This is a genomic window from Burkholderia sp. Bp9099 (assembly GCF_003857805.1).
Taxonomy (GTDB): domain Bacteria; phylum Pseudomonadota; class Gammaproteobacteria; order Burkholderiales; family Burkholderiaceae; genus Burkholderia.
This window is the reverse complement of the sequence record NZ_QTPU01000004.1, coordinates 135,840-152,560: the sequence shown is the minus strand read 5'-3', so window position 1 is coordinate 152,560 and position 16,721 is coordinate 135,840. Positions and strand designations below refer to the sequence as shown.

At 66.3% G+C, this 16,721-nt stretch carries 14 protein-coding genes; 5 read left to right on the top strand and 9 right to left on the bottom strand.

The annotated features are described in order from the left end of the window. Positions 1–139 precede the first annotated feature (139 nt). The 3 genes from DIE17_RS05800 to DIE17_RS05790 all read left to right on the top strand — a co-directional run bounded on the left by DIE17_RS05800 (position 140) and on the right by DIE17_RS05790 (position 4,917). Positions 140–2,827 (top strand): type VI secretion system Vgr family protein, encoded by a 2,688-nt coding sequence (locus DIE17_RS05800; RefSeq protein WP_124521087.1) that lies wholly within the window; start codon positions 140–142, stop codon positions 2,825–2,827. Further along, a complete protein-coding gene (locus DIE17_RS05795; protein WP_124521085.1) occupies positions 2,820–3,689 on the top strand; it encodes a hypothetical protein in 870 nt (289 codons plus the stop codon). The genes DIE17_RS05800 and DIE17_RS05795 overlap by 8 nt, the downstream gene beginning before the upstream one ends. 79 nt (positions 3,690–3,768) lie before the next feature. Beyond that, positions 3,769–4,917: a glycosyl hydrolase gene (locus DIE17_RS05790; protein WP_124521107.1), complete on the top strand. Its 1,149-nt coding sequence runs from the start codon at positions 3,769–3,771 to the stop codon at positions 4,915–4,917. A gap of 82 nt (positions 4,918–4,999) precedes the next feature. On the opposite strand, the gene DIE17_RS05785 is transcribed toward DIE17_RS05790, so the two are convergent. The 9 genes from DIE17_RS05785 to recA form a co-directional block, all read right to left on the bottom strand. Then, positions 5,000–5,350: a TonB family protein gene (locus DIE17_RS05785; protein WP_124487000.1), complete on the bottom strand. Its 351-nt coding sequence runs from the start codon at positions 5,348–5,350 to the stop codon at positions 5,000–5,002. 416 nt (positions 5,351–5,766) lie between these two features. Next, positions 5,767–7,545 (bottom strand): PglL family O-oligosaccharyltransferase, encoded by a 1,779-nt coding sequence (locus DIE17_RS05780; RefSeq protein ID WP_124521083.1) that lies wholly within the window; start codon positions 7,543–7,545, stop codon positions 5,767–5,769. A 171-nt stretch (positions 7,546–7,716) separates the two neighbouring features. Further along, positions 7,717–8,313 (bottom strand): pilin, encoded by a 597-nt coding sequence (locus tag DIE17_RS05775; RefSeq protein WP_124521081.1) that lies wholly within the window; start codon positions 8,311–8,313, stop codon positions 7,717–7,719. Positions 8,314–8,410: 97 nt separating this feature from the next. Then, the gene (locus DIE17_RS05770) at positions 8,411–9,115 is read right to left on the bottom strand and encodes a TerC family protein (RefSeq protein ID WP_044844520.1); all 705 of its coding nucleotides are present in this window, start codon (positions 9,113–9,115) and stop codon (positions 8,411–8,413) included. Positions 9,116–9,281: 166 nt separating this feature from the next. Further along, positions 9,282–10,163 carry a succinate--CoA ligase subunit alpha gene (gene sucD / locus DIE17_RS05765; RefSeq protein WP_006477916.1) on the bottom strand — a complete coding sequence of 294 codons (882 nt, stop codon included), beginning with the start codon at positions 10,161–10,163 and terminating at the stop codon, positions 9,282–9,284. 68 nt (positions 10,164–10,231) lie between these two features. Then, positions 10,232–11,398 (bottom strand): ADP-forming succinate--CoA ligase subunit beta, encoded by a 1,167-nt coding sequence (gene sucC / locus DIE17_RS05760; protein ID WP_006755512.1) that lies wholly within the window; start codon positions 11,396–11,398, stop codon positions 10,232–10,234. A 68-nt stretch (positions 11,399–11,466) separates the two neighbouring features. After that, entirely contained in the window at positions 11,467–12,075 is a 609-nt protein-coding gene (locus tag DIE17_RS05755) for a DUF2889 domain-containing protein (protein ID WP_044844521.1), read from the bottom strand. 146 nt (positions 12,076–12,221) lie between these two features. Then, entirely contained in the window at positions 12,222–13,091 is an 870-nt protein-coding gene (gene recX / locus DIE17_RS05750; protein ID WP_124521079.1) for a recombination regulator RecX, read from the bottom strand. Then, positions 13,091–14,161 carry a recombinase RecA gene (recA, locus tag DIE17_RS05745; protein WP_044844523.1) on the bottom strand — a complete coding sequence of 357 codons (1,071 nt, stop codon included), beginning with the start codon at positions 14,159–14,161 and terminating at the stop codon, positions 13,091–13,093. Before recA ends, recX begins: the two co-directional genes overlap by 1 nt. 190 nt (positions 14,162–14,351) lie before the next feature. Between recA and DIE17_RS05740 the strand changes: the two genes are divergently transcribed. Continuing rightward, entirely contained in the window at positions 14,352–15,080 is a 729-nt protein-coding gene (locus DIE17_RS05740; protein ID WP_124486916.1) for a response regulator transcription factor, read from the top strand. Positions 15,081–15,097: 17 nt separating this feature from the next. Further along, the gene (locus tag DIE17_RS05735; RefSeq protein WP_124486915.1) at positions 15,098–16,651 is read left to right on the top strand and encodes a sensor histidine kinase; all 1,554 of its coding nucleotides are present in this window, start codon (positions 15,098–15,100) and stop codon (positions 16,649–16,651) included. Positions 16,652–16,721 lie beyond the last annotated feature (70 nt).

The window sequence follows — 16,721 nt, the reverse complement described above, 5'->3', positions numbered from 1 at the left end:
CCCCGTCAGGCCGACGCGCCGACCGCATTTGAAATGTCGTTGAAAGGCAAATTCGAGATAGCTGACGTTTATCTCATACAATTGGCGGATTCCGCACGGGAGAGCGTGCGACCCAGCACAAAAAAAGCGAGCACGGGTGATGAATTCGCAAGCATTGAGAAACGCACGGCTGGCCGGGCCGATCCAGGACGAACGACTCGTCCAGCTAGAGACGCCGCTCGGCCCTGACGTCCTGCTGCCCCATCGCGTCAAGGGACGCTCCCGGCTCGGGCGTCATTTCGAGTTCACCGTCGACGCCGTGTCGGTGTCCGACGACATCGAGCTCAAGAAGCTGATCGCGCAGCCCGTCACGCTGCGAATCCAGCAGGCCGACAAGTCGTACGCGCCGCACCACGGGTACGTGCACGCTGCCCGCCGGCTCGGGTCGGACAGCGGCCTCACGCACTACCAGATCGTCTTCGCGTCGTTCCTGCACTTCCTGAAGTTCCGCCGCGACCAGCGCATCTGGCAGGACAAACCCGCCGACGAGATCATCGCCGACGTCCTGAACCAGCACCCGCAAGCCAGGGGCTGCTTCGAATTCAGGCTCTACCAGCCGCTGCCGTCCCGCTCGTTCTGCATGCAATACGAGGACGACTGGAACTTCGTGCACCGCCTGCTGGAATCGGAAGGCCTGTACGGTTTCTGGGAGCAGGCGCAAGACGGCAAGTCGCACACGCTCGTCGTCGTCGACCGGATCGACGCGCTGCCCGCGCTGTCGCCGCCGACCGTGCGCTTTCATCACGCCGGCGCACGCGACGAGGCCGACACGCTCGTCCAGTTCTCCGGCACGCGCACGCTGCGCAGCGTCGAGCGTACGACGCGCACGTTCGACTACAAGCAGCCGCCCACCGCGTCGAATCCGAAGGCGACTCATTTGCCGACGATCGCGAACCAGGGCGACCTGCCGCAGCAGCTCGAAGTCTACGAATACACCGGTGCCTACACGTACCCCGAACAGTCTCGCGGCGACCATCTGTCGAAGCTCTGGATGGAGCAGCAGGAGTCGCTTGCGAAGCGTTTTCACGGCATCGGCGGCGTCCGGCGCATGGATGCGGGACGCACGTTCGAGCTCGCCGATCACCCCGAACACGACAAGGACGACGCGGGCCAGCGCCGCTTCGCGGTGATCGAGACGGCCTGGCTGATCGCCAACAACCTGCCCGTCGCCGACCGACAGGCCGGGTTCCCGCACAGCCTGCAGGCCGACATCGGCGAGCTCGTGCGGGCCGGCGGTGCGGACCTGTCGTACGTCCGGCATCCGGACGGCAGCGAGGGTATTTTCCAGGTCAGCATCGAGGCGCAGCGCACGACGGTGCCGTTCCGCAGCCCATTCGAGCACGCGAAACCGCCGATGCATCTGCAATCCGCGATCGTCGTCGCACCGCAGGGCGAAGAAGTCCACACCGACGCGCTCAACCGGGTCAAGGTCCGATTCCATTGGGATCGCCTGAACGACGGCGACGAGAAGGCGTCGTGCTGGCTGCGTGCCACGGCATCGGATTCCGGAAACGGCTATGGCGCCGTTCATCCGCATCGCAGCGGCGAGGAAGTGCTGGTCGACTTCCTCGGCGGCGACTGCGATCGTCCGATCATCGTCGGCAAGGTCTACAACGGTGCGACGAGCCCGCAATGGCACAGCAACGGCATCCTGTCCGGTTACCGGTCGAAGGAATATGCGGGTGCCGGCTACAACCAGCTGGTGCTCGACGACGCGACGTCGCAGAACCGCGTACACCTGTACAGCAGCCAGGCCAACACGCACCTGCACCTGGGCTACCTGATCGACCACACGGGCAACGATCGCGGCGGCTATCTCGGCAGCGGCTTCGACCTGCGCTCGGATGCATACGGCGCGGTGCGCGCGAACCGCGGGCTGTACGTCACGACGCACCCGAAGCAGCCGGCAAGCCAGCCGCTCGACGTGAAGGAAACGCAACAGCAGCTCGTCCGCGCGGAAGGCCTGATGGAAACGATGTCGGAGGTCAGCGCGCAGCATCAGGGGGAGTCGCTCGACCCCGGCCACACGGCGCTGAAGCAGTTCAGCGACGCGACGCAGAACAGCGTGAGCGGCAGCACCGCGGGCGGCAGGACCGCCGGCGGCGGCACCGGCACGGCCAACGCGTTCAAGGAGCCCGTGATGCTGTTCGGCAGCCCGGCCGGCATCGCGCTGTCGACGCAGCAGTCCGTGCAGTTCGCCGCGGACCGGCACGTCAACCTCGTCAGCGGACAAAGCACACACGTCGCGGCCGGCAAGTCGCTGATCGCGAGCGTCCTCGACCGGATCAGCCTGTTCGCGCAAAACGCAGGCATGAAGCTGTTCGCCGGCAAGGGCAAGGTGGAAATCCAGGCGCAGGCGGACAACATCGAACTGACCGCGCAGAAGGCGCTGAAACTGGTGGCGGCCACGCAGTCGATCGAAGGCGCGGCAGCGAAAGAAATCCTGCTGACTTCCGGCGGCGCCTACATCCGCATCGCGGACGGCAACATCGAGGTGCACGCGCCCGGCAAGATCGACATCAAGGGTGCGCAGCACCTGTTCAACGGCCCCACGCACCTGTCGCAAACCATGCCGACGCTGCCGAACTCGAGCGGCAACTACGACCAGGCGTTCATCGCGCACTGGGCCGGCACCGACATTCCGGTCGCGAATACGCGATACCAGATGTTCTCGAACGGCACGCTGATCTCGGAAGGCGTCACCAACGCGGCAGGCGAGACCGGGCTCACGCAGAGCCACGTGCCGCACGACGTCGTCGTCAAGTTCTTGGGGAAATCGAATGGCTGACGTGCAACAGAAGGACAACGTGCTGGGTACCGGCGCGGGGATGCTGACGCCGACGGGGTACAAGGATCGGCCGAAGGTGGCGATCAATATCTGCGACAAGCATGTGACGCCGGCACCGAAATGGATCGTCGGCACATGTCCGTTCTACTATCGGCCACTTCACGGGGCCTATATGGAGACGGTCGAGAAGGTCAGCATGTCGAGCATCTGGTCGACCATCAAGGGTTTCGCGCTGTCGTGGGATCCGTGGACCGACTCGAACGTGGCGCACCGACTCCTGCACCGGCGCGAGGAACTGATCAAGATAGACAGCACGAATTCCGACTGGTCTCGTCACGGCAACTTCATGATGCGTCACGTCGGATGCGGACATAAGCCGCCGGATTACTACATCAGCTACGGCTACTACTATTGCTCCGACTATGGCAAGAATCTTTACCCTCGACTCAGCCCCCAGGGAAAAGCGTGGTTGAACAAAGCGCGAAAACTGCTTCAGGTCAACATGGAAGACGGCCTGAATCAAAACATGGTGGGCAACACGATCCAGATGGCCAGCCCGACGCCAGGAAACGGTAGCGTCGATATGACGTGGCCACAGTTCGAGTTGGAAATGGACACCGAAAAGTTCAAGGAATTCGCATTCAAGACGCACCCGATGGCCTACCTCGACGGCGGCTTGGCGGATCTGCCGATCATGGATCTCGTCAGGATCGGAATGCGCCCGAACATTCAGGAATGGGGCGACGGAAGAACGTGGGGACAGGCGCGCGACTCGGCCATCCCCGTTCTGAGGAACAAGGCCGAGGAATGGGACGTCGATGATCCGGTCGGCAAGGCACTCGGAAGACTGCTGGTGAAGTGACATGCGAAAAAGCAAACGATGGCTTTTGATCGCGGGATGCGTTCTTGTTCTGCCGATCGCTATTTACGGATATACGGAAATGACTTCAGGGTGGGAAACGGTATCGACCGAATTCATGCGCAACGACAAGCCGTACGGCGCAGGCGCATTTCGCGTACAGCGCAACGACTTCATGTCGTTGAAGGTTGCAAGACCGGAACTCACGTTCAAGCCGGAAAGCGAGCAGAAGAACCCGGACGTCGCGGAGTTCGCCGAACCGTGGATGGACGATTCAAACGAGCGGCTGAACCGGTCCACCGTCAGTTTCCTGCGCGGCACGCTGGGCGGCAGCGTCGTGCGCCACTTCCAGCAACCGGGCCAGACCGCGTCATGGTGGTACTCGCCCGACTGGCGGGTCCTGTACGTCAGTACCGGCTGGATGGACTACAAGGCACCTCGCCCCGACGACGGCGCGGTCCTCCAGACTACGAGGCTTTGGAAATCGAGCGACGGCGGCCAGCACTGGTCCCAACTCCAATGGCCTGCGGATCACAACATCAGCCGATTGCTGTTCATCGATGCCCAGCGTGGTTACGCGATCGGCTGGGGACCGCGCGTCTGGCGAACGACAGACGGCGGCCAATCGTGGCAGGAAATCAAGGCGCCTCCGGGCGCAATCATCCCAGGCAAGCCGCGCAGATCATTCGATGGAGTCGCCCTCGGCCCGGACGGTACATTGCGCGTCGCCTATCTGGCCAACGAGCCCGGTTATCCGCAACCGACCAGCGTCGTCAGCAGGCTCGACCGGGATCAGCCGGACTTCGCCCATGAAGCCGAGCTACCCGGCCACGTCGTCGGCCTCGAAGCACCGCCAGCACCGTATCGAGACTACCCGCTGTATGTGCTGTCACGCGCGGCCAATGCATCCGGCAACAACCGCGATACAGGAGGCATTTCGACCTGGACCAGCGAGCATCCTGATCGCATCCGGCAGTTGCACACGTTCGAGGACCGCTTGACGCTCAACGGGCTGAGTGTCGGGCGCAACGGCGTTCTGCTTGTTCACGCAACCGATCCAAACACCGCAAACGGCGGCGGCTCGCCCATCGACGTGACCATCAGCAGCACCGATGGCGGCAAGACCTGGCAGCAAACCACCGACAAGGCCTCGCAGGGCGGCTACTTCGACCCGGAAACGAATACGCTCTATTCGGTGTTCGCCTACACCCTGCGGAAGCGACAATTCTGATTGCCAACTGACGCGCTTGCCGCGGGCCACGTCCGCAGAATCGGACAGTGCCCGCGGCACGACCGGCCGCGTCGCCCGCCCATCACTCGCCGCGACGCGGCTCGAACACGAACGGTTGCGTGAGCAGGAACGGATTCGCGGTGGCGCCGGTCTGCGCGCAGGTCGCATGCGTCATCGCGTCGACGGCCGCGCGGTCTGCCGCGGCATTGCGGCTGCTGGTCGTCACGGTGACGTTCTGGGCTTCGCCCGAGGTCGTCATCAGCGCGCGCACGAGCACGGTGACGGGACGCGTGAGCGGCTTCGCGCCATCCGGGTAGACGGCGCGCGGAATGCGGCAGGTCAGCTTGCTTTCCTGCGACGACGACAGCATCGCGCAGCCGGAAAGCAGCACGGCGACGGCAGGCAGGATCAGGATGGTCGAGCGAAGAGCCATGGTCGAATATCGTTCTTGAGTACTGTTGCGGACGATTGCCGCGCCGGCCGACATCGTCCGGCCGCATCGCGTGCATCGCCCCGCGCCGCGGCCATCGGACCGGCGCCCCGTTGCGGCCGCACGACCGATGGTTGCCCGGTCGCGATCCTGCTTCGCGGGTTCCCGGAGATCCGGGGGCAGCGTTCGTGCCGGCAACCCGCTCCGGGCGGCCATGCACGCGAACGCTTTCGCGCATTGTGCACGCGCCGCCTCGCGCGTGGCGGCGATTTGACAATGGTTGACGCGAATCGCGCCGTATCCGGCCGGCATCCATTCTTCGCGGGAAGCAATCGCCGCACCGTCCCGGGCCGCCATCGCTCCCCTGCTCCACCGCAATCCGACCGACGCCGGGATTCCCCGCCCGGCGCCGCGCGGCGTCACTCCGAATCGTCGTCCGAGTCGTCGTCGTCCGCGTCGGCCGGGACTTCTCCGTACTTCGCGACCACCGCCGCCTTGAACGCCTTCAGCGCCGGCTGCTGGTCGCACAGCTTGTACAGCAACCCAAGCTGCTGCGGCCAATCCTTCAACTCCTTCGCGAACACATGCAGGCGCGCAACCGTATCGAACGCGTCGGCGTCGCGGCCGGCCAGCGCCTGCAGCGCCGCATAGCGGCGCAGCACCGTCTCGCCGGGCAGCAGCGCGATCGCGCGCTCGTGCGCGATGAGCTTGAGCGGCAGGTTGTCCGGCGAAATCGTCAGCAGCGTGGCCGCGCCGTAATCGCCCCACGCGCCGAACAGCAGCGACGGCGCGTCGCGGTACTGCGCGGCCGGTTCGCTGCCGTAGTACAGCACTTCCGCGCGCTGGTAGTCGCGCAGCACGGGCACTGCCGCCAGCACGCCGCCGACCGACAGCACCGCGAACAACCCGAACGCCGCGCGGCCCGGCAGGATACGCAGCGGCTTCACGTCGAGCAGGCCGATCACGAACATCGCCGGCAGCAGGAAGAACATGTATTGCTGCGGATATTCGACGAGCGCATGCATCAGCAGGATGCCGATCAGCGCGAGGCCGAACACGCGCGTGCTCGACTGCGGCGCGCGCACCGCGCGCACGAACCATGTGACGAGCGCGACGACGAGCACGCCGAGGCCGACGAGGCCTGACTTCGCGAGCAGGTCGATGAAGATGTCGTGCGAGTTGTTCGCGATCTCGACACCGCCGAGCGTACGCACGAGCGCGAACTGATGCGACGGGAATTCGCCCCAGCCGACGCCGAGCAACGGATGCTCGCGGAACATCGCAAGCCCGTACTTCCACAGCGCGAGGCGCGGCGCGATCTGCCCCGCGTCGCGCATCCTGTCGGCCGCCGACTCGGCGAGCCCCAGGTGGAAGTGCACGTTGGCCCAGCGCACCGCGACGTTCACCGCGACGAAGATCACCGCGAGCGCGACCGGCATCAGCCATGCGCGGCGGTTGCCCGGCGCGCGGCGCGACTCGAGCCATGCCATCCAGAAACCCGCGACGACCAGCACCGCGACCTGCAGCCACGGGCCGCGCGACACCGTCAGCGCGAGCCCGACCGACAGCGCGATCGACAGCGCGAGCCACGCCCATGCCGCGAGCCGGCGCGTCTGCGCCAGATACAGCGCGCCCGCGAGCGCGAACGCGATGTAGGTCGCCAGGTGGTTCGCCTGCGCCATGTTGCCGTACGGGCGGCGATCGACCGCGATGTTGTACACGACGACGAACGGCGACACCGCGGACTCGAGATGGAACAGCTGAACGATCTGGCTCGCGACCGCGAACACCCCGCCGACGAGCAGCGCGCCGGACATCATTCGCGCGACGGCTTCGGCGAGCCCCTCGCGCGCGAGCGTGTAGCCGGCCTGCATCGCGACCAGCGCGGCGGCCAGATAGCCGACCGCCAGCCAGTTCATCGACGGCACCTTCAGCGGCATCAGCGCGACCTGCGCGATCAGCACCGCCGCGAACCCGAGCGGCGCGACGAACGCGGCCGGCGCGGCGAACGGCTCGGCCGGGCGGCCCGTGCGCGCGAGCAGGACGACGGAGAGCCCCACCAGCAGATACAGCACCAGCGCGGCAAATTCTGAATAGAAGGTTGGAATCGGATACGTGTGATTCGTGATCGAGTACGGCACGATCAGGGCGACAGCCAGCGCAACGAGCGGCAACGAACGGGAAAAAGTAGAAGGCATGAGCGAACCGGATGTCAGCAACCGGCGCACTATACAAAACTTTCCCCGCTCTGTGCGGGCCCGTCGCACCGTCACCCGACGCGGCGCGACCGGTGCGACCGGCGCAACCCGCCGGCACGGCGGGCGCCGTGCCGTGCACGCGGCCCCGCACTGGCCGGCATGCCCCCGCCCCTACGCGCGGCATTCCGCCGGCGCATATTTCGCGGGCAACGTCGCGGCCTCCGCCGGTAGCGGGCCCGCTCCCGGCGCCGGGAGCGACGACGCAGCCTTGCCGGCGGCAAAGCACTCCCATGCGATCGCCCCGGCCTGCATCGTGCCCTTTTTCAGCGGTACGCGCGCGGTCGGCGTATCGGCCTTGTCCGGCGCGGACGGCACGAGGACGAGCGTATTCGCGCCGGCCGCGGCGACGCGGGCGGTAAACGCCACCGTGATCTGGCCCGTGTCGCCGTCGATGACGACGGATTCGACGTTGCGGGTGGCGGCCGGCGGGCTGTAGCCGCCGTCGAGGCCCGCGCCGCTCGCGGCATTGTCGGCGACCGCGAGCCGCGCGGACGACGCGAGCGCGAGCCCCTCGCCGACGCGCGAGCGCGCGAGGTAATCCTGGTACGCGGGAATCGCGTAGGCCGCGATCACGCCGACGATCGCGAGCACGATCATCAGTTCAATCAGCGTGAAGCCGGCCGGCCGCCAGCGCGGCGCCGACCGGCGCGCGCGCCGCAGATCGGCGGCGATGCGACGGAACAGGGAAACGGAAAAGGCTTCGAACATGACTGGCTCCGGAAACGAAAAACGCCTGCCGGATCAGGCAGGCGTTTCGATCGTAGCCAGCGGGCCGCGGCCCCGGCAGTCGGCCGGACGGCCAACGTCAATGCGCGCGCGGGACGCCGCGGCGGCGCCGGAGCGCGTAACCCGCGGTGACGACGAACAGCGCGCCGGCGATGCTCGCGCCGTAGATCGCGGCCTGCGTATCGAGTACCGGCCAGCGGTCGCCGACCGGGTCGTGCACCATCAGCCCGCCGGCGATCCAGCCCAGCAGCCCGGCGCCCAGCGCGACGACGACCGGAAAGCGGTCGAGCAGCTTCAGCACCAGCGTGCTGCCCCACACGATGATCGGCACGCTGACGACGAGCCCGAAGATCACCAGCGCCAGCCGGTGCGACGGATCGGCCTGCTCGGCCGCGCCGGCGATCGCGATCACGTTGTCGAGGCTCATCACGGCGTCGGCGATCACGATCGTCTTCACCGCGTCCCACAGCCGGTCGGCCGGCTTCACGTTGTCGTGCGCATCGGCGTCCGGCGCCATCAGCTTGACGCCGATCCACAGCAGCAGCAGGCCGCCGCCGAACTTCAGGAACGGCACGTCGAGCAGCACGACCGCGAATGCGATCAGCGCGACCCGCAGCAGGATCGCGCCGGCCGTGCCCCACACGACGCCGCGCAGCCGCTGGTTGGCGGGCAGGTTGCGGCATGCGAGCGCGATCACGACCGCGTTGTCGCCGCCGAGGAGAATGTCGATGATGACGATCTGAAACACCGCGCCCCAGTGGAGCGACGTCAGGAATTCAAGCATGAGCAGTATCGGGTGATCGGGTGCGGGGCAACGGCTGTCGAACAGGCGGCCCGGGTCAATGCCGGAACATGCATCGCGCAGCCCCGGGGCTTACAAATTCATTGCGCGAGCATAACAAAAAACGCCGGCGAAGCCGGCGTTTTTTGCAGGATGAACCACGCGGAAATTACAGCGCCTTCTTCAGCAGGCGACCCATTTCCGACGGGTTGCGCGTGACGGTGATGCCGCACGCTTCCATGATTTCCAGCTTCGCTTCGGCCGTATCCGCACCGCCCGAGATCAGCGCGCCGGCGTGGCCCATGCGCTTGCCCGGAGGCGCCGTGACGCCAGCGATGAAGCCGACGACCGGCTTCTTCATGTTGTCCTTGATCCACTCGGCGGCATTGGCTTCGTCCGGACCGCCAATTTCGCCGATCATCACGACCGCATCCGTATCCGGATCGTCGTTGAACATCTTCATCACGTCGATGTGCTTCAGACCGTTGATCGGGTCGCCGCCGATACCGACTGCCGACGACTGGCCGAGGCCCAGTGCCGTCAGCTGCGCAACCGCTTCATACGTCAGCGTGCCCGAACGCGACACGACGCCGATGCGGCCCTTGCGGTGGATGTGACCCGGCATGATGCCGATCTTCAGTTCGTCCGGCGTGATCGTGCCCGGGCAGTTCGGCCCGAGCAGCAGCGTCTTGCGGCCTTCGCGACGCATGCGGTCCTTCACTTCGATCATGTCGCGAACCGGAATGCCTTCCGTGATGCAGATCGCGAGATCGAGGTCGGCTTCGACCGCTTCCCAGATCGCAGCAGCAGCACCTGCCGGCGGAACGTAGATGACCGACACGGTCGCGCCGGTTTCGGCCTTCGCTTCCTTGACGCTCGCGTAGATCGGAATGCCTTCGAAATCTTCGCCGGCCTTCTTCGGGTTCACGCCCGCGACGAATGCTTCGCGGCCGTTTGCGTATTCACGGCAGGCGCGCGTGTGGAATTGACCGGTCTTGCCGGTAATGCCCTGCGTGATGACCTTCGTGTCCTTGTTGATCAGAATCGACATGTATTTTGACCTCTGTTCGATTGGCGTCGCGTGCAAACCGCGCCGCCATACCTATTCATTGAGCGCGCTTACTTGCCTGCGGCAGCCGCGACAACCTTCTGCGCAGCCTCTTCCATGCTGTCAGCCGAGATGATCGGCAGGCCCGAATCGGCCAGCATCTTCTTGCCGAGGTCTTCGTTCGTGCCCTTCATGCGCACGACGAGCGGCACGTTCAGGTTCACGGCCTTCGAACCGGCGATCACGCCTTCCGCGATCACGTCGCAGCGCATGATGCCGCCGAAGATGTTCACGAGGATCGCCTTCAGGTCCGGGTTCTTCAGCATCAGCTTGAACGCTTCCGTGACCTTCTCGGTCGTCGCGCCACCGCCGACGTCCAGGAAGTTCGCCGGCTCGCCGCCGAACAGCTTGATCGTGTCCATCGTCGCCATCGCGAGGCCTGCGCCGTTCACGAGGCAGCCGATGTTGCCGTCGAGCGAGATGTACGCGAGGTCGAACTTCGACGCTTCGATTTCAGCCGGATCTTCTTCGTCCAGGTCGCGGTACGCGACGATTTCCGGGTGACGGAACAGCGCGTTCGAGTCGAAGTTGAACTTCGCGTCGAGTGCGATGACCTTGCCGTCGCCGGAGACGTTCAGCGGGTTGATTTCAGCCAGCGATGCGTCGGTTTCCCAGAATGCCTTGTACAGGCCTTGCAGGATCGCGCGTGCTTGCGGAATCGAAGCGGCCGGCACGCCGATCTTCGCGGCCAGGTCGTCGGCTTGCGCGTCGAGCAGGCCCGTCGACGGCTCGACGATGACCTTGTGGATCAGTTCCGGGTGCTTTTCGGCAACTTCCTCGATGTCCATGCCGCCTTCGCTCGAACCCATCAGCACGATCTTCTGCGAGATGCGGTCGACGACGAGGCTGACATACAGTTCCTGCTTGATGTCGGCGCCTTCTTCGATCATCAGGCGGTTGACCTTCTGGCCTTCCGGACCGGTCTGGTGCGTGACGAGCTGCATGCCGAGGATCTGGTTCGCGTATTCGCGGACCTGCTCGATCGACTTCGCCACCTTCACGCCGCCGCCCTTGCCACGGCCACCCGCGTGAATCTGAGCCTTCACGACCCATACCGGGCCGCCGAGCTCTTCTGCCACCTTGACGGCCTCGTCAACCGAGAACGCCGGCTTGCCGCGCGGTACCGCGACTCCGAATTTCCGCAGGATTTCCTTACCCTGGTACTCGTGAATCTTCATGCGTGATTCCCTTCAGTCTGAGAGTTGGATGAAATGTCGCTTAAGACGCTTCTTCGAATGATTTCCGTTCATTCCTTCGTGCTGCCCTCACCGGGCAGATCCGGCCGAAGCGGGCCGTACCACCGCGGGTAGTACTGCCGCACGACCTCGCCGTCGAACCGCAATGCCCGGCAGCGGCCGAGCTGGAAAGGCGGCTCGACGTGCTCGCCGTCATGGTCCGGCCCTTCGCCGCCCTCTTCGCGCACGTTCCACACGTCACCGGCGAACGCCTGGATCGCTGCCGTCGGCAGCACGGCGCACAGTTCGGTCAGATGGGAACAGCCCGCGACGCCGGCGAGCAGCCGGTTCGCGTTGCGGCGGAAATTGCGGAAGAGGTTGAGCCCGATGAGGGCCCGATAGGCGGGAGGGGCGGATTGACAGTGACCGGGATAGGGAACCCACTCCGAAGACGCTTCGGCGTCGACGACATTGAGGTCACGATCGATGGTCACGCGCAGCCAGAGTTCGTGGATCGGCAGGCCCTGGGGCCGGATGCCCGACGCAAGCGCGACATCGCGCGGCTTGTGGTCGGTCAGGCAGGCTTCGATGTCCCACAAGCCGTCGTCGCGCTCGTAGGCTTCCGCTCGGATTGCGCGTCGATGTCGCAACTGACGGGGCACGGGCTCGGATAGCGGCATGCTGGAGGTTGAGGCCGAAGAGGAAAACCCGTGGATTTTAGCATATTGGGTATTTGAGGCATCCGGCCGCGACGGCGGGTATTCCCGCCTGTCCGGAAACGGTTGCATTGCAGCAAAATCGCGCGCAGCGCGCGCGACCGAAGCGGTCAGTCGTCGATCGGGAAATCGTCGCCGACCTTCAGCAACTTCACGATGGTCGCGCTCGAAAAGCCGCGCGCGGCAAGGAAGCGCGCCTGCTTCGCGCGCTCGGCGGGCGTTTGCGGCAGTGCACCGAATTTCTTGCGCCAGACGGCCTGCGCGCGGGTCCACTCGGTCTCGCGCAACTGCGCATTCACTTCCTCGACGAGGTTGTCGCCGACCGCATGGCGCTTCAGTTCGCTGACGATGCGTGCGACGCCGACGCGCGATGCGCGGCGATGCACGAGGCTCTCGGCAAAGCGTGCATCGGACAGCCAGCCTTCCTGTTCCAGCGCATCGAGCACCGGCTCGACCGATTCGTCCTCGCCGACGTACGGCGCGAGCTTGCGCGCGAGTTCGGCGCGGCTGTATTCGCGCCGTGACAGATAGCCGAGTGCGCGGCCCTTCAGCGAACGTGGCGGTTTCGACGACTTGCGCCCGGTGGCGCCGGCCTCGTCGCCGGAAGCAGCGCTGCCTGAACCGCCGGCCGCACGGCGTGTGCGACTCGGATGCTGGCTGCTGCGCGTATACACATCTTCCTTGACCGACGCCGCCGCATCGGCTGCGCGCTCGCCCGGGAAGCCGACACCGGACACGCGACGGCGCGACCGGTCGTGCGCGTCGAACGATTCGTCGTCGTCGAACGGATCGACCGGTGCGGTGATCTCAAACGAAACGAGGGCATCGTCGGATGCCCTCGTCGCGGTGCGGTGCGCGGACTGACTGCCCGCGCCCCGCCGGTCGGCACCCGAGGATGCGGCTCGCCGGCCGGAGCGGCCCGCCGTGTCGGGCGCGTCGCTCGGGTCCGGTTCGCCAGCGTGACCTCGGCGCCCGACCATCACTCTTCTTCGTCCATCGCCTCGGCTTCGTCGACTACGCCATCGGGCATCGCGGCAACGCCGAGCGACTCGCGAATGCGGTTTTCGATCTCGCGGGCGATTTCCGGGTTCTCGCGCAGGAATTCACGCGCGTTGTCCTTGCCTTGGCCGATCTTCTCGCCGTTGTAGCTGTACCAGGCGCCGGCCTTGTCGACGATCTTCGCCTGCACGCCGAGATCGATGATCTCGCCCTGGCGCGAAATGCCTTCGCCGTACAGGATGTCGAAGATCGCTTCGCGGAACGGCGGCGACACCTTGTTCTTGACGACCTTAACGCGGGTTTCGTTGCCGATCACCTCGTCGTTCTTCTTGATCGAGCCGATCCGGCGGATATCCAGACGCACCGACGAGTAGAACTTCAGCGCGTTGCCGCCCGTCGTGGTTTCCGGGTTGCCGAACATCACGCCGATCTTCATCCGGATCTGGTTGATGAAGATCACGAGGCAGTTCGTGCGCTTGATCGTGCCGGTCAGCTTGCGCAGCGCCTGCGACATCAGGCGAGCCTGCAGGCCCGGCAGCGAATCGCCCATCTCGCCTTCGATTTCCGCCTTCGGCACGAGCGCCGCGACCGAGTCGATGACGATCATGTCGATCGAGCCCGAGCGCACCAGCGCGTCGGTGATTTCGAGCGCCTGCTCGCCGGTGTCCGGCTGCGAGATCAGCAGCTCCGGCACGTTCACGCCGAGCTTCGCTGCATATTGGACGTCGAGCGCGTGCTCGGCGTCGATGAACGCTGCGGTGCCGCCCAGCTTCTGCAGCTCGGCGATGACCTGCAGCGTGAGCGTGGTTTTACCCGACGATTCCGGACCGTAGATCTCGACCACCCGGCCGCGCGGCAGACCGCCGACGCCGAGCGCGATATCGAGACCCAGCGAGCCCGTGGAGACGACCTGGATGTCTTCGGCCGCTTCGCCGTCGCCCATCCGCATGATCGACCCTTTGCCGAACTGCTTCTCGATCTGCGCGAGTGCGGCCGCCAGCGCCTTGCTCTTCTCGGCGGTCATCCCGGAGCCCTTCTTGCTATCTTCCATGAATCGTCCTTTGCTATGATGAGCAGCGTCTGTCAGAGGCGCGCCCGCTTTCAAGCGCTGCCCACGAATGCAGACACTGTATAAAAAAACAGTGTTTTATGCAAGCCCGCAATGCAGGCTGCGTTGTACACGGATAACTTCGGAGACAGCCGCGCCGGCGCGCACGCCCCGCCGGCCATCGGTCAGCAACATGCGAATTCTCATCGCCGAAGACGACAGCATACTCGCGGACGGCCTCACCCGATCACTCCGCCAATCGGGCTATGCGGTCGACCACGTGAAGAACGGCATCGAGGCCGATACCGCGCTGTCGATGCAGTCCTTCGACCTGCTGATCCTCGATCTCGGGCTGCCCAAGATGTCCGGGCTCGACGTGCTGAAGCGCCTGCGCGCGCGCAATTCCAACCTCCCCGTGCTGATCCTGACCGCCGCCGACAGCGTCGACGAGCGCGTGAAGGGGCTCGACCTCGGCGCGGACGACTACATGGCCAAGCCGTTCGCGCTCAACGAGCTCGAGGCGCGCGTGCGCGCGCTGACCCGGCGCGGCGCGGGCGGCGGCCCGACCGTCGTGCGCCACGGCTCGCTCGCGTTCGACCAGGTCGGCCGCATCGCGTATGCGAACGAACGCGTGCTCGATCTGTCCGCGCGCGAGCTCGGGCTGCTCGAGGTGCTGCTGCAGCGCATCGGCCGGCTCGTGTCGAAGGAGCAGCTCGTCGACCATCTGTGCGAATGGGGCGAGGAAGTCAGCAACAACGCGATCGAAGTGTACGTGCACCGGCTGCGCAAGAAGATCGAGCCGAGCGGCGTGCGGATTTCCACCGTGCGCGGCCTCGGCTACTGCCTCGAGAAAGTCGCGCCCGCGGCGCCAGCCGACCCGGCCGCGCCCCAGCCCGCGGCGGCCGGCACGCCGCTGCGCTGAACCCGGCCGTCGCCGCGATGGCCACGCCGGCCCATTCCCGCCATCCGACCGGCGAGCCATCGTCCGCCGCCGACGCCGTGCGCGACGCACGCTACGAGAACCCGTTCGCGCCGCCCGACGAAACCGATACGCCCGAGGCCGCACGCCCGCGCTCGCTGTTCGGCGAAATCCTCGACTGGATGCTCGCGCCGCTCCTGCTGCTGTGGCCGATGAGCATCGCCGTTACCTATCTCGTCGCGAAAACGATCGCGAACGGCCCGTTCGACCGCGCGCTCGAGACCAACGCGTACGTGCTCGCGCGGCAGATCCATCCGGTCAACGGCGTCGCCGAGCTGACGCTGCCGCAGCAGACGCGCGACTTCCTGCGCGCGGACAACGTCGACAGCGTTTACTTCCAGGTGCTCGGCACGCGCGGCGAGCTGGTCGCGGGCGAGGCCGACATGCCGCTGCCGCGCGACGAGGACCGCCCGCCGCCGGGCGTCGTCGTGTTCCGCGACGACCTGCTGCGCGGCAACGACGTGCGCGTCGCGTATACGACCGTCGCGCTGCCGGAGTCGAGCAGCACGCAGCCCGTGCTCGTGCAGGTCGGCGAGACGCTCGACAAGCGCAACGCGCTCGCGAACGACATCATCAAGGGCGTGATCCTGCCGCAATTCGTGATCCTGCCGCTCGCGATCCTGCTCGTGTGGTTCGGGCTGTCGCGCGGGCTCGCGCCGCTCAACGCGCTGCAGGCGCACATCCGCGCGCGGCGGCCCGACGACCTGTCGCCCGTCGAGGCGCAGCGCGCGCCGCCCGAGATCGAGCCGCTCGTCACGTCGTTCAACGACCTGCTCGCGCGCCTCGAACAGAACATGGCGCTGCAGAAGCGCTTCATCGCCGACGCCGCGCACCAGATGAAGACGCCGCTCGCGGGGCTGCGCACGCAGGCCGAGTTCGCGTTGCGCCATCCCGTGCCGCCCGACGTCCAACGTTCGCTCGAGCAGATCGCGACGAGCTCCGAGCAGGCCGCCCGGCTCGTCACGCAGTTGCTCGCGCTCGCGCGCGCCGAGAACCGCGCGAGCGGGCTGACCTTCGAGCCGGTCGAGATCGGGGCGCTCGCGCGCCGCACGGTGCGCGACTGGGTGCAGGCCGCGCTCGCGAAGCGCATGGACCTCGGCTACGAAGGCCCGGAGGACGACACGCCGCTCGACGTCGACGGCAATCCCGTGATGCTGCGCGAGATGCTCGGCAACCTGGTCGACAACGCGATCCGCTACACGCCCGAAGGCGGCCGCATCACGGTGCGCGTGCGGGCCGAGCCTGCGGCGCGGCGCGTGCATCTCGAAGTGGAGGATACGGGCCCCGGCATCCCGGCCGGCGAACGCGAGCGCGTGGTCGAGCGCTTCTACCGGATCCTCGGCCGCGAAGGCGACGGCAGCGGCCTCGGGCTCGCGATCGTGCGCGAGATCGCCGCGCAGCACGGCGGCACGCTGACGCTCGACGATCACGTCTATCAGAGCGCACCGCGCCTCGCTGGCACGCTCGTGCGCGTCAGCCTGCCGTTGTCGGACACCGCCGCGGATCGATCCTGATACGGGCGGATCCGAACCGCATACCGCCGCATACGCGCTGCGATCGCATCGAAACCGGCGTTTTACCGCC

Excerpts from the sequence above, each read along its gene's own strand:
- DIE17_RS05800 (WP_124521087.1), top strand. The coding sequence starts at position 140 with ATGAATTCGCAAGCATTGAGAAACGCACGGCTGGCCGGGCCGATCCAG.
- DIE17_RS05795 (WP_124521085.1), top strand. The coding sequence starts at position 2,820 with ATGGCTGACGTGCAACAGAAGGACAACGTGCTGGGTACCGGCGCGGGG.
- DIE17_RS05790 (WP_124521107.1), top strand. The coding sequence starts at position 3,769 with ATGACTTCAGGGTGGGAAACGGTATCGACCGAATTCATGCGCAACGAC.
- DIE17_RS05785 (WP_124487000.1), bottom strand. The coding sequence starts at position 5,350 with ATGGCTCTTCGCTCGACCATCCTGATCCTGCCTGCCGTCGCCGTGCTG.
- DIE17_RS05780 (WP_124521083.1), bottom strand. The coding sequence starts at position 7,545 with ATGCCTTCTACTTTTTCCCGTTCGTTGCCGCTCGTTGCGCTGGCTGTC.
- DIE17_RS05775 (WP_124521081.1), bottom strand. The coding sequence starts at position 8,313 with ATGTTCGAAGCCTTTTCCGTTTCCCTGTTCCGTCGCATCGCCGCCGAT.
- DIE17_RS05770 (WP_044844520.1), bottom strand. The coding sequence starts at position 9,115 with ATGCTTGAATTCCTGACGTCGCTCCACTGGGGCGCGGTGTTTCAGATC.
- sucD (WP_006477916.1), bottom strand. The coding sequence starts at position 10,163 with ATGTCGATTCTGATCAACAAGGACACGAAGGTCATCACGCAGGGCATT.
- sucC (WP_006755512.1), bottom strand. The coding sequence starts at position 11,398 with ATGAAGATTCACGAGTACCAGGGTAAGGAAATCCTGCGGAAATTCGGA.
- DIE17_RS05755 (WP_044844521.1), bottom strand. The coding sequence starts at position 12,075 with ATGCCGCTATCCGAGCCCGTGCCCCGTCAGTTGCGACATCGACGCGCA.
- recX (WP_124521079.1), bottom strand. The coding sequence starts at position 13,091 with ATGGTCGGGCGCCGAGGTCACGCTGGCGAACCGGACCCGAGCGACGCG.
- recA (WP_044844523.1), bottom strand. The coding sequence starts at position 14,161 with ATGGAAGATAGCAAGAAGGGCTCCGGGATGACCGCCGAGAAGAGCAAG.
- DIE17_RS05740 (WP_124486916.1), top strand. The coding sequence starts at position 14,352 with ATGCGAATTCTCATCGCCGAAGACGACAGCATACTCGCGGACGGCCTC.
- DIE17_RS05735 (WP_124486915.1), top strand. The coding sequence starts at position 15,098 with ATGGCCACGCCGGCCCATTCCCGCCATCCGACCGGCGAGCCATCGTCC.